We start from the raw sequence: 13,607 nt of genomic DNA, 5'->3' as shown, positions 1-13,607 counted from the left end.
TTTTTTGGTTTTTATTGTTTGATTATTTTGTTTTTATATCATTCTAAAACAAGGTCCATAATGTAATCCTTGCTCATTATTTGGAATAGGAGTTTTTACCAATGGAATGGCATACCTTTCCAATTTAAACATGGCTTCGATAGCATTTACTAAGGCTGCCTGTCCTCTTCCATTTATAGCCCATGCCTCTTCTAATAATTGTACAACTGTGGTATAAGCTTTATCGAACTCTGTTAATAAATGCCATACTTCAGGAGATACATCTGACTGCTGATAGCCGTCTTTTGGGATTCTGGCTAAAGGATAAATTTCAGGCCTTGGCATTGGGTCTTTGAAGTAATATTTATCTCCTTCTTGTACAATTTTTTTCTGATAGAACACTTCCCAAAACCTATAAAAATGGGCAAGATTATCCATTCCGGTGCTTGCTGGAGAAACATCTTCAGATCCTTCTCCTTGTTCCTTAATCATATCAATTGCTTTTGAAACACTTTCGGCATCCGCCATTACCCACCAAGAAAGAGGTCCAGCAAGTTGTCGTTCAACATTCATTTTAGGTTGAAGATCTTGAAAGAGTTCATTAATGCGATCGTATAACTCGCCTATTGTAGTATTGTGCTCAAAGTTTTGAGAATGATTGTTAGGAAAGTTACCTTCTTGATCACATAGTCCACCAATAGTTACAAGCTCCTGAGTTTCGTAATCGTATATATCGGCTATTTTCTCTGGAAGTTCTATTTCCATGAAATTTCTTAAAGAACAATCACTTAATCCTTCCAAGTACAAAAAAAGATCAGGGTGAACGCCTCCAGGAAGACCAGAAGGGAATTTTAAACCATTTTCAGGGTCATATATTTTCGGTTCACCACCTAAGCCAGCAATCATATTGCAAACCATGGCCATATGCAGCATTTCTTCTTGAAAAACATTACGGATTGATTTGGCTACCTCGCAATTGTTGTCTTTTATACTCCACATGGTTTGCATATATATTGGAATAGTAGCAAACTCTAAAACAACCGCTTGATTAAGGAGTTCTTTTAAAACATGTAATTTGTCCTCATGATCATCTTCAACAAGTTTAGAATGCTGAATTAGTTCTTTAGTGTTTTTTATTTGCGAAGCTTTTTCTTGAAACGCATTTTTATACTTCAGTTGTATGGTAGGCATTTTCGTGTTTAGTTTTTGTTAATTGTTTGTTAGTTAAATGTTCTACAAGTCTAAAGGCCAAAGCTGTTAGTGTAAGTGTTGGGTTTACCGCACTTCCCGTTGGAAAGGCTGCATTAGAGCATACATAAAGATTGTTTGTGTTATGAACCTTCATGTATTTGTCTGTAACACTATTTTCTGGACTAGTTCCCATTCTGGCAGTTCCAGTGGTATGATGCCCTCCAGGTTTATCAACTCTTGAAGAAGTAACTTCTAAACCCATTTTTTCAATTACCTGTTCCATTAATTTAAGGCGATCATTGGCATTTCTTATTTCTTCTTCCGTTCTGCTAAAATGAACGGTGGTTTGAGGGAGACCAAAACGATCGGTTCCTGATTTGGCTTCTAATCTGTTACTGAATTTACCTTTCTCTTCTAAAAAAGCTTGTAAGTTCACAGTCATTTCTCCATAAACAATAGCGTCAATTTCTTCTCTCGTTTTACCTTCAATCATTAACTGAGCAATGTCAGTATTGGGAGTTACCCTGTTTTTGAACATAAAAATCTTTCCTTTTTTCTGATGTTCTTTGGTGTTATAGCTATGAGTCATCAAGGTAGGAAAGTCGTATTCCTGAAACCATCCATTTGGATTTGATTTAGCCTTACCCACTACGTTTAACATAGAGTGAGAAACAACGAAACGCCCAACTAAATCAAAATCATTTCCAATACCATGCTCCCAAAATTCATTTTTTGAAGCTCTTAAGAGTTTTGGAACATTGTAAGCTCCCGAGGCAAGGATAATGGTATCTCCACTAACAGTAAATTGTTCACCAGATAAATTGTTGGTGTAAGTGACTGATTCTATGTTTGATTTACTGCTAACATTTACTTGATGAACGGGAGAATTTACACGCACTTCGAAGTTTACAAATCTTGAATCGTTTTTTAAATCGTCTAAAACATATTGAGCGTTAAACCTTCCTCCAATAGGGCAATATTTACATGTTCCAGTTGCCATGCATTTTCTGTATCTGGCAATTGGCATTTTTCCAGACTTTATTTTGGATTTAGTACCAGGATTAATATCGCCATCCTGATATACCACATCTAGTTGCTCCCATGCTTTGATCATTTCTCCATCGGCTGCTGTCCATTCAAAAGGAGGAACAGGATATGGTTTTGATCTGGGCACCCAATTTGCTTCGTTATCTCCACAAACTGAAAGATATTCTTCAGCATAATTATAATATTCTTCGAGGTCTTCATAATTAATAGGCCAGTCAGCTCCTTCACCAGTATTTGTAAAAAGATTGAAATCTTCAGGGCGAAATCTTAAACACCAAGCTCCCCAGTGCATGGTTGACCCTCCGTAGGCCTTTACTCGAACACCTTCTGTTTGGTAATCGATATTTCCAGTTGAATCGGCTTCCCATTTTTGATCATAAGTATAGGTGTAGGGTCTTTCTCCTTTAGTGATATAATCCCACCAAAACCTTCTGTCTTTTGCTTTCACTTCAGGACCAGCTTCTAGTATTAGAATGGAAGTATCATTTTTATGTTCAAGAAGTCCTTTAGCAATGGTTGCTGCTGCTACGCCAGCCCCAACAATAATGTAGTCATAGTGTTTTCTCATAATTATTGGTTTTGAGTAGTTTTGGGTGTATAATTACGAACTTTTGGAACTCTATTGTAGCGTGTACCAGCTATAAAACCATGATAATTGCGTGCTTGTTCACCTCCATATTTTGTTCCCCAGCTTTTAAAACCACCTGCCATTACTTGCATTCGTATAAATTCATTAACAACGTATATTTTAAAGTGAGCTAAACGTGTTGTTGGAGGTTGGTTATTGTCTATTTCGCTTTCAAAAAATAACTTTCGGTAAGCATCGCCTTTGCCGTAAATAGATTTTAACTCGTTCATCACGTAAATAGCGTTTACGTATTCTCCAGTATAGTTTGGAGCATTTTCAGTTTTGGCTTTGATCATTTCAAACCAAGAACTCCTTTGGTTGTTGGAATCAAAATTTGTGTTACGCCAATTAATTCCGATTGCCTCAAATATTTCCCAGAGGGCTTCTTTATTATCATGGGTTAAATGCTGCCCTTCCGCAAATATCAATTCAGCGGATAGGACCTCATTACAGACAGGGCCTCCAATCATAATTATTAAGTTTTGTGTTTTTGTTAGATTCGTTTTTTAGCGAAACAACTCACGTTGTTTGCTATGCTGTGTTCCTTCTTTGTAATGAACATTAGTCCAAGAAGAATCGGTTGTTAAATAGTCACTGAAATAACTTTCATCGTAACCATGATGCGCCATTTGATCTCTGAATTCGTAATGGTTAAACAGTCGCATAAATTCACTTAAATAAATATCTACAACTCCAGTATCACCTTTTACAATAATCATGTTTTCATCATTGCTATGTGTTGAGGCTTTCGAAAAGTTGGCAGAACCAGTTATAAGCGTAGGTGAATCAGTTAGAGGATCAACAAATAGGTATTTTGTGTGTAAGTATTTTACATGATCATTTAATCCAGTTAAATGCTCTTCTTCCCAGTTTTTCAATCCTTCTTGTTTTATCTCATCTTCATTTAAAGTTGCTCCAATAGCAATTCTGTTATTTGGAGTACTTTTAAAGGTATCGAAGGTTTTGCCTTGATGTTCAAGAAGTATATATCGAAGGCTTTCATCTTCTTTACTCATAATCTCGGCAAACTCTTCATTAACTCCAAAAGCAGCTGTAAATCCCACTGATTGATCAGCTTTTTTTATTTGCTCTCCATACCAATCGAGTGCGCTAAGGTCTTCTCTAGGGCTGAATATTGGAGTAATTCCTTCTTTTAAACTTCCATTGGGAGTTGGAGAAGATTGATCGTTGAGAGGACGTATTTCTTTTAAATCAGGGTTTTTAGATAAACGTTCCCAATATTTTAGATACTGTTGAGCAATTTCTTTGTCTCTAACAATATGACCAACATTTGATTGCCCAAAAATTCCTCCTTTTGTGAAATTTGTTGATCCTGTCCATACCTCTATAGGTTGGTTTTTATAAAGGAGTATAATATACTTATTGTGTTTGATAGAAGAATTGGAAGATCTAGGAATCATCAATTTTTCAATTCCAGGAACTTGAGCAATTGCTTTGTCTGTATTTTCCCAAGGACCTCGTTTTGATCTGTCATACAAAATTTGAACATCCGCTCCATTTTCAGAAGCCTCAAATAGTGCTTTTATAACAGGAACATAATCAAATTCGTAGGCAGCAACTCTAAGTCCATAATCTTTTCCTTTTGCTCTAGAAATAAATGATAAAAGAGCTTCTTCTAATCCTCGAGAAAGCCATTTATATGCTTCGTTGTTAGGTACTTTATCTGGGTTTTGATTATTGAATTTCTTAGCATATGCTTGACCAACAGTACCTCTGTTAAAAAATACACCATGAGAACCAATTTCAGGATTTTCAGTATTGATGTTCACTATGATTTCCTCTCCTTCTTCTTGGTTTTCAGGAGTTCCGTAAACAGGAATAGCAGAGTATTGGTATTTGGTATTTGGATGGGCCGTGTAATCAGCCCAGAAAAAAGCTTGGATGAGGTTGAAATCCTCTTCTTTAGCGTTGTTTTTAAATTGTTTAAAACCTTTTAAATCAGTTGTTTCGTTAGTAGCTGTTTCTTTACGACTTAGCCTAAAACCCAATAATCCTTCCCTTGATTTAATATCAGCATCTAGGCAAAGTAACACCACATGGGTTCCAGCTATGACATGTAAAGAAACCCCGTTTTTATGGTTTCTTACTCGCATATTTATGTTTGGTTAGTTAAGTAGTTATATAAAAATAGAAAAATATTTTTAAACTCAAACAAAATATTTTTTCACCAAAAACTGAATAAGGATGTTTTGGATTTTTAATAAAAAAACGCAAACAAAATATGTATTAGCTATCTTTTTTAATTTGAGATAAGTAGCGGCATTATAGAGAAAAAACCTAATAACAACGTGCTTTTAAAGTCGATTATTTAATTTGATTCTAAATTTCTTATTTGCGGCAAATAGGTAAAATTTCATCTTTGTCCAGTGCATACTTTCTTACAAGTTCGGCATTCATTGTTTTAGAGTAATGAACTTCTTCAACATTAAATCCGATAGACCTAAGTTTGTCAAAGTAGTCCAAGCCATAAACTCTTACATGGTCGTATTGACCAAAAATTTTAGCTCGCTCTTTTGGGTTTGTTATGGAATCGTCTTCAAAGGTTTTGGCTCTATTGATATCTTGAGGTATTTGAAAAATTCCCAATCCCCCTTTTTTAAGAACACGATACAATTCTTGCATGGCTTTCGTATCGTCTGGAATATGCTCTAGAACATGATTGCAGAATACAATGTCAAACTCTTCATTTTTAAAGGGGAGATCACAGATATCCGCTTTTACATCAGCAATAGGAGACTCAAGGTCAGAGGTAATATAGTCCAGATTCTTTTGTTTTTTAAAGATATCTAAAAAGCATTGTTCGGGAGCAATGTGCAAGACCTTTTGCTTTTTATTCGAAATGAAAAAATCTGTTTCATTTTTTAAATATAACCATAGGAGTCTATGCCTCTCTAGTGATAGAGTGGAAGGAGATAATGCGTTTTCTCTTTGGATTTCGTAACCATATGGAAGAAGCTTTTTGAAAGACTTTCCATCAATGGGATCAGTAAAGTTATTACCTTTTAACCACCAAGCAATAAAAGGGCGAACGACATAACTTATTTTAATGAGAAACGGTCTCGGTATGGTATTAAGAATAGCTTTAAATATAGACACACTAAAGAACTAATGGTTGTTGTCTAAACTCATCTTCTTCTGAACTTTCAATACCTAAAGCTTCATATATATACTTAAAAGTAGAAAGAAGTTCTGGTTTCCCATCTACAATAGCAATATTATGTTCAAAATGAGCGCTAGGTTTATTATCAAGAGTGGTGATAGTCCACCCATCTTTATGCTGTCTTATTTTATGGGTTCCTAGGTTTGTCATTGGTTCAATTGCAACAACCATTCCCTCGATAAATTTTTTACCTCTTCCTCTTCTCCCGTAATTAGGCATTTCTGGATCTTCATGCATCTTTTTACCTAACCCATGGCCTACTAATTCTCTGACAACCCCATATCCATGTTTTTCAGTGAAGTTTTGAATAGCATAGCCAACATCACCAACTCTGTTACCAGCTTTAAACTCTCTAATTCCAACGTATAAACTTTCTTTAGTTACGTCTAATAATTTTTGTGTTTCAGGAGCTATTTCACCAACAGGGAATGTATAAGCATGATCTCCGTAAAAGTCGTTTTTTAATACACCACAATCTATAGAGATAATATCTCCTTCTTGAAGAGGAGTGTTATTTGGAATACCATGAACCACTTGAGAATTCGGACTCATACAAAGTGAATTTGGAAAATCATAAAGTCCTAGAAAACCAGGAATGGCACCTTGTTCGCGGATAAATTCTTCAGCTAATTTGTCGAGGTGTAATGTTGTTACACCTGGTTTAACTTCTTTAGCTAACATCCCTAATGTTTTTGATACAATTAGGGCGCTTTCGCGCATGATTTCAATTTCTTCTCTAGTTTTTGGTTTGATCATGGATAAAAATATTGTGGCGCAAATTTACATTTATTTTTGATATGGATGCTTATAAGGCTTACCAGAAATAATGGTTAAAATATCTTTTTCTATGGTCGATCCGTCTAAGGCATGTTCAACGAATCTACCTATTTCTTTTCCATCTTTGTAAAAGATGAAAGTAGGTACTCTTTCAATATTGTATTCTTTCTCTAAGCCTTTTGCCTTTTTACTTCTATTAACAGCTACAAGTTCCAAGTTTTTATAGTTGAAATTAGCATTGTCAAGTAGCTTATAAAAGTTAGGGATTTCTCTTTGACTATCTCCACACCAAGTTCCCATGAATCCTTTTATGGTAACATCCTTTAAATGGCTTTTAGCCTTTTCTAAAACAGGTTTGTCAACTTCGTAATAAGAGTAAAAATCATTAAACCATTCACTTCCATAAGGTTCTTGTTGAAAGTTACTTTTCGAAACAATACCAACTAAGTCTCCTTCGGCATTTTTTTCAGCTGGGAACTTAGATGTTGAGGCGCAACTAACAACGATAAATGAAAGTAATGTGTATAAAAAATTCTTCATGGTATGTTTTGTCTTTAAGATTTAAACTAAAGAATGTTGTGTCATTTCTTTAGGTTTTTCTACTCCCAATAAATGTAAAACAGTTGGAGCAATATCACCCAAGATACCATTTTTAATTGATTTTAAATCTTTGTCAATTAAAACCATAGGAACAGGGTTTGTGGTATGTGCTGTATGAGGTGTTCCGTCTGGATTTATCATAGTTTCACAATTACCATGATCCGCAATTAAAATAGTTGTGTAATCAGAACCCAAGGCAGTTGTTACAACTTCATTTACACATTGGTCTACCGCTTCACAAGCTTTTACAGCAGCTTCAAAATCTCCTGTATGTCCGACCATGTCACCATTTGCAAAATTTAAACAAACAAAATCAACATCTCCTTGTTTCAATTCAGGAACAATGGCATCTTTGATTTCAAAGGCACTCATTTCAGGCTTTAGATCATAAGTAGCTACTTTTGGAGAAGGACATAAAAGTCTTTTTTCTCCTTTAAATTCTTCTTCTCTACCTCCAGAGAAAAAGAAGGTAACATGAGGGTACTTTTCAGTTTCCGCGATTCTAATTTGAGTTTTTCCTGCAGTTTCAAGAACCTCACCCAAGGTGTTTTCAATGTTTTTATTGTCGTACACGACTTTTATTCCTTTAAAAGAGTCATCATAACGAGTAAGTGTTACAAAATATAAAGGAAGCTTTTTCATTTCGTATTCAGAAAGATCTTCTTGGTTTAATACCTGTGTCAATTGTCGACCTCTATCTGTTCTGAAGTTGAAAAATATAACAACATCATCATTTTGAATGGTGGTTACTGGTTGTTCATTCTCATCAACCATAATTATTGGTTTTATGAATTCGTCAGTTACACCTTCATTATAACTTTTTTGAATACTTTCTTCGGCATTTTTTGATAACGAGCCTTCCGCTTTGGTAAGAGCGTTATAAGCAAGTTGAACTCTTTCCCAACGTTTGTCACGATCCATTGCGTAGTAGCGACCTGTTATTGAAGCCAATTTACCCGTAGTCTGATTCATATGATCTTCAATAGACTTGATAAAAAACTTCCCAGACTTAGGGTCGCAATCTCGACCATCAGTAAAGGCATGAAGAAACACATTTTCCAATCCGTAATTATTAGCAGCAGATAATAATCCTTTTAAATGATTTATATGTGAGTGAATTCCACCATCAGATACAAGACCAAGGAAATGCACATTTTTACCGTTTGCTTTGGCGTATTCAAAAGCATTTAATAATTCTTGTTCTTGAGCCAAAGTACCTTCGGTAACTGCTTTGTTGATCTTTGCTAAGTTTTGGTAAACAATTCTACCTGCACCTAAATTCATATGACCAACTTCCGAATTTCCCATTTGCCCTTCAGGAAGACCAACATGTTCTCCATCAGTTCTTAATTCCGCATTTGGAAATTTTTCATATAACGAATTTATAAAAGGTGTTTTAGCATTATAGATGGCAGAAACTTTTGGGTCTTGAGTAATTCCCCAACCATCAAGAATCATTAAAATTACTTTTTTGTTCATTTGTATAAAATTGAAGCGTAAAAGTACTAAAGATTTTTGGTGATCCCTTAAAAAATAACGAAACCGATTAAGCATTTCAGTGATTGAATTTGCTAATTGGTTTTCAATATTATACTCGTTTAAGAATTAATATTTAGTAAATAATCTTTGAGGTTTGTGTTTTCATCTAAGTTCATTTTCTTTTTAATTCTGTAACGGGCTGATTGAACGGATCTTGGGTCGATATGTAAGATGTTTGCTATTTCTTTAGTTTGTAAACGAAGTTTAATGAAAATACAATGCCTTAACTCGATATCGGATAAATTAGGATATAATGATTTTAATTTATCAAGGTATCCTGAGTGAATGGCATCGAAATGATTTTTTAGACTGCTCCAGTTTTCACTAGTATCTAAATTAAAATCAATATTCCCGATAATTTTTTGAATTTCTTTATTTACAATGGAGAGACTTTTGTTTTGGATGCTAAACCCTAACTCCTTTTTTATTTCCTTTAAAAAGTTCTTATTGTTAATTGAGTTTAACGAGATGTCCATAATTTCAGCATCTTTAAATTGATTCTGTTTTTCAAGAATGTCGTTCTTAGTGTTTGCTGCCGTTAATTTTTTACGATTTAAAATAAGAGCATATGCTAATACAGAGGTAAGAGAAAGAAATATGAAAAGAAGAAAAATCAAATATACACTATGACTGTTTTTTTCTTGTTTCATAAGTTCATATTGAAATTCTTTTTTCTCTAATTCATGTTTATAACTAAGGTTTTTTAGTCTTAAATCTAGGGTTGAATTTTTGATTGAGCGTTCTTTAATAAGAGTAGGGAGAGCTTCTTGAGTATTCAGTCCAAACAATTCCAAATTAAATATAAGGTCTTCTGATTTTTCTGTCCCTTGATGAACAGAAGCACTAATGATATTTTCACCTCTTCGTAAATCTTCAGGAGTGATGAAAATAGTGTGTAAAAAAGCTTCTGATTGCCCAGAAACTATGAGTCCACTTGCTTTGGTATCATGATGAATTTTACCGATTGGCATATCTTTCCTGAATATTTCTTTCCCATTTAAATACAAAACAATTCCATCATCTTTTTCAATATTTACTTGATACAAAACAAAATCGTGTGGATTGTCTATTTGAAAACCTTTAGAAAAATAGGCAGTGATTCTTTTATTATCAGGGTCTTTTCCAAAATCAATTACAGTTGTTACCGCTTTATCGCCATAGCCAAGTCCTGAAATTCCTTTTTTCCAGGTAGAGGTAATACGACTAGAATTTATCCAACCATTTTTTGGGGGAATCGCTTTATCGTAAAAACGCCATTCATCTCCTGACTTTATTATTTTTTCTTGTGAGAAAATGGGATTATTTAAACAAAAAAAAGATAAAATTAAGAATAATTTAAAATTGACGTATTTCTGGGTCATAGTAGCGCAATGTTTAATGTTTCCTAGTGTTTTCGGCAAATATAGTAGGTTAATCTATTAGTTTTTGTTAAATGTAGTAGCGAAATAGTAGTATGAATTGTTATTTTTTTCTTAATGGATTCTCACTTTAGCAGTCATTAATTAATTTACACATATATGAGAAAAAAAATCCTACTACTATGGATGTTATTTGTGGGGATAACACAATTAACATTTGCCCAGTCGGGTAATATTTCTGGTACGGTTGTCGAAAAGGGGGCAGGACCTTTACCAGGGGTAAGTATTTTGGTGAAGGGGACACAACGTGGAACCGAAACTGATTTTGATGGTAAATATATCATCAAAGCAAATAAAGGAGATGTTTTACAGTTTACTTATATGGGGTTTGCCTCTGTAGAGAAAACTGTAGGGAGTACATCTACAATTGATGTTACTATGACTGAAGATGCAAATATGCTGAACGAAGTAGTTGTAGTGGCGTTTGGAACAACTACAAAAGAGGAGTTTACTGGATCAGCAAGTATCGTTGGGGCTGAAGATTTAGCGACAAGGGTAGCTACTTCACCAATTGCAGCGATAGAAGGTAAAGCAACTGGAGTTCAGTTTTTATCTGGATCTGGAGCGCCTGGTTCTTCTCCAAGTGTTGTAATTAGAGGTGTGGGTACGTTAAATGGTTCTACTGATCCTTTATACATTGTTGACGGAATTCAATTCGAGGGAGGGTTAAGTTTACTTAACCAAGATGACATTGAATCTATGACAGTTTTAAAAGATGCTGCTTCTACTTCATTATATGGATCACGTGCAGCAAATGGTGTAATTATTATTACAACGAAATCTGGAAAGAAAGGTAGATTACAAGTAAATGCATCAACACAATATGGTATTATTACAAGAGCTATCGATACTTATGAAACTGTAGGGGCAGGTAATTATTATGAATTAATGTGGGAAGCGTATAAAAACTCACTTACTGTAGCAAACCCAGAACAAGTTGCTGCTGAAACAATTTATAATAGATTAGGATACAATCCTTTCAATGTGCCAAATGATCAAATTGTTGGTGTAGATGGAAGATTAAATCCAAACGCAAGAATTAAGTACCAAAGTTTAGATTGGTTTAAAGAATTAGAGAGAACAGGTTCTCGTGTAAATCACTCTTTAAGTATTGCTGGAGGAGGAGAGAATCACAAAGTATTCTTCTCAAGTTCGTACTTAGAAGAAAAAGGATATGTAATTGAAAGTAATTTTGAACGTATTACAAACAGATTAAATGCAGATTTCGATGTTGCTGATTGGTTAAAAGTTGGAGGGAATGTAGGTATGACATTGACTAAGTCTAGTGGGCCTGGAAGTACTGGTACTTCAATAGCTAATCCTTTTAATTGGATTCAAGATTTAGCACCAATTTATCCTGTATACTTAGAAGATAGTAATGGTAATTTTGTGTTAGATTCGAATGGTCAACGTCAATATGATTTAGGTGAAGGGCATCCTGATTTGAATTTAGGGACAAGACCTTATAATCCTGGAAGACATGGGATTGCCGAGTTAATTTTAGATGATGTTAGTAGAAAAAGAAATAATTTAAGTTTTAGACAATATGCTGAGGTTAAATTACTTGAAGGTCTAACAGCTAAGGTTACTTATGGTCAGGATATTCAAGATTATATCTTCAAGAATTATGATAATCATATTGTAGGAGACGGTCAGCCTACTGGTCGTTTAAGAGAAGATAGAACAAGAAGAACTGTTGAAAATTTTAATCAGATATTAACTTTTGATAGAAAGTTTGATTTACATAAATTCAATGTGGTTCTAGGGCATGAAAGCTTTGATAGACATTTTACTCAGTTAGATGGTAGAGCAAATACGCAAACAGCAACAGGTATTTATGAGTTTGCTAATTTCTCTGCAGGAGATAACGTAGATGGGTTTAGTACAGATAGAAGATTAGAAGGTTATTTTGGAAGGCTTAATTATAGCTTCGATGATAGATATTATTTAAGTGGATCTTTTAGACGTGATGGAACATCAGTGTTTAGTTCTGACGTTAGATGGGGGAACTTTTTCTCACTAGGAGGGTCTTGGCGTATTGATCAAGAAAACTTTATGAGTGATGTTTCTTTTATCAATAACTTAAAGTTAAGAGCGTCATATGGAGAGGTTGGAAATGATGACTTAAATAACTTTTATATTTATCAGGCATTATACGAAATCATACCGAATGCAGGTAACCCTGGTATCTTTTGGGCGAGTACAGGTAATGAGCAGTTAACTTGGGAAAATCAAGTAAGCTGGGATGTTGCTTTAGATTTTGGGTTATTTGATAATACCCTTGAGGGAAGTGTTGAATTCTACAGAAAAACATCTAAAGATTTATTATTTAATAAGCCAATACCTTTTTCAGAAGGTTTAAATGAAGCACCTCAAAACGTTGGTGATATTTATAATCAAGGTTTAGAAGTGAGCTTAACAGGTCATTTCTTTAAGCAAAATGAATTTAATTGGGATGTTACTATTCAGGCTTCTACTTTTAAAAATGAAATTACTGCTTTAGATAGTCCAGTAACAAATGGAACTAAACGTTGGGAAGTTGGAAGATCTAGATATGATTATTTTATTCATCATTATGCGGGAGTTGATCCTGATAATGGAGATGCTTTATATTATATGTTTGAGGAGGATTTAGATTCAGGTCAAATGGTCCCAGTTAAAAATGATGATGGAAGTCACAAGACTACCAACGACTTTCAAGCGGCTAACAGAGCCTTCACGGGAGATTCGAGTATTCCTGATTTAATTGGATCTGTTCAGAATAGATTGAGCTATAAAGGATTTGGCCTTGACTTTTTAATAACCTTCGGAATTGGAGGAAAAGCGTTAGATAACGGATATTCTAATTTAATGAGTTCGACTGGATATGGTAATGCATTGCATGTTGATGCAAATAATGCGTGGAGAAACCCAGGAGATATCACAGATGTTCCAAGGTTAGAAATTGGAAATCCAAATCAAACTGTTTGGAATTCTACAAGGTTCTTAACAGATGCATCTTACTGGACATTAAGAAACGTGAATCTTTCATATGATTTAGACGCAGAGTTAACTGATAAATTAGGTGTTAACAGATTAAGGCTATTTATGTCTGGAGAAAACTTATTCGTAAGTGCAAAAAGGAGAGGAATGAATCCTCAACAAACTTTATCAGGAGTTCAGTCAGGTAATACTTTCAATCCAAATAGAGTAGTATCGTTTGGGGTAAACCTTGCTTTTTAGGAACTAATTATTAAAACAAAACAAC

General features: G+C 34.4%; 10 protein-coding genes. 1 reads left to right on the top strand and 9 read right to left on the bottom strand.

The window, feature by feature from the left end:
• Window positions 1-33: 33 nt before the first annotated feature.
• The 9 genes from ACKTTV_RS07800 to ACKTTV_RS07760 form a co-directional block, all read right to left on the bottom strand.
• Window positions 34-1,170 carry a ferritin-like domain-containing protein gene (locus ACKTTV_RS07800; protein ID WP_408030267.1) on the bottom strand — a complete coding sequence of 379 codons (1,137 nt, stop codon included), beginning with the start codon at window positions 1,168-1,170 and terminating at the stop codon, window positions 34-36.
• Window positions 1,145-2,785, bottom strand: a complete 1,641-nt coding sequence (locus ACKTTV_RS07795) for a GMC oxidoreductase (protein ID WP_408030266.1) — start codon at window positions 2,783-2,785, stop codon at window positions 1,145-1,147. The genes ACKTTV_RS07800 and ACKTTV_RS07795 overlap by 26 nt, the downstream gene beginning before the upstream one ends.
• A gap of 2 nt (window positions 2,786-2,787) precedes the next feature.
• Window positions 2,788-3,315 carry a hypothetical protein gene (locus tag ACKTTV_RS07790; RefSeq protein ID WP_408030265.1) on the bottom strand — a complete coding sequence of 176 codons (528 nt, stop codon included), beginning with the start codon at window positions 3,313-3,315 and terminating at the stop codon, window positions 2,788-2,790.
• A gap of 36 nt (window positions 3,316-3,351) precedes the next feature.
• Window positions 3,352-4,959, bottom strand: a complete 1,608-nt coding sequence (locus ACKTTV_RS07785; RefSeq protein WP_408030264.1) for a phospholipase D-like domain-containing protein — start codon at window positions 4,957-4,959, stop codon at window positions 3,352-3,354.
• A gap of 235 nt (window positions 4,960-5,194) precedes the next feature.
• Window positions 5,195-5,962, bottom strand: coding sequence for a class I SAM-dependent methyltransferase (locus ACKTTV_RS07780; RefSeq protein ID WP_408030263.1), 768 nt, complete (start codon window positions 5,960-5,962; stop codon window positions 5,195-5,197).
• A 1-nt stretch (window position 5,963) separates the two neighbouring features.
• Window positions 5,964-6,782 (bottom strand): type I methionyl aminopeptidase, encoded by an 819-nt coding sequence (gene map / locus ACKTTV_RS07775; RefSeq protein ID WP_408030262.1) that lies wholly within the window; start codon window positions 6,780-6,782, stop codon window positions 5,964-5,966.
• A 30-nt stretch (window positions 6,783-6,812) separates the two neighbouring features.
• Window positions 6,813-7,343: a thioredoxin family protein gene (locus ACKTTV_RS07770; RefSeq protein WP_408030261.1), complete on the bottom strand. Its 531-nt coding sequence runs from the start codon at window positions 7,341-7,343 to the stop codon at window positions 6,813-6,815.
• A 21-nt stretch (window positions 7,344-7,364) separates the two neighbouring features.
• A complete protein-coding gene (gene gpmI, locus ACKTTV_RS07765) occupies window positions 7,365-8,882 on the bottom strand; it encodes a 2,3-bisphosphoglycerate-independent phosphoglycerate mutase (RefSeq protein ID WP_408030260.1) in 1,518 nt (505 codons plus the stop codon).
• 119 nt (window positions 8,883-9,001) lie between these two features.
• The gene (locus tag ACKTTV_RS07760; protein WP_408030259.1) at window positions 9,002-10,303 is read right to left on the bottom strand and encodes a helix-turn-helix transcriptional regulator; all 1,302 of its coding nucleotides are present in this window, start codon (window positions 10,301-10,303) and stop codon (window positions 9,002-9,004) included.
• A gap of 156 nt (window positions 10,304-10,459) precedes the next feature.
• On the opposite strand from ACKTTV_RS07760, the gene ACKTTV_RS07755 reads away from it, so the two are divergent.
• A complete protein-coding gene (locus ACKTTV_RS07755) occupies window positions 10,460-13,582 on the top strand; it encodes a SusC/RagA family TonB-linked outer membrane protein (protein ID WP_408030258.1) in 3,123 nt (1,040 codons plus the stop codon).
• Window positions 13,583-13,607 lie beyond the last annotated feature (25 nt).

The sequence above is a fragment of the Tenacibaculum xiamenense genome, assembly GCF_964513065.1.
Taxonomy (GTDB): Bacteria; Bacteroidota; Bacteroidia; order Flavobacteriales; family Flavobacteriaceae; genus Polaribacter; species Polaribacter xiamenense.
This window is presented reverse-complemented; position numbering and strand designations above follow the sequence as displayed.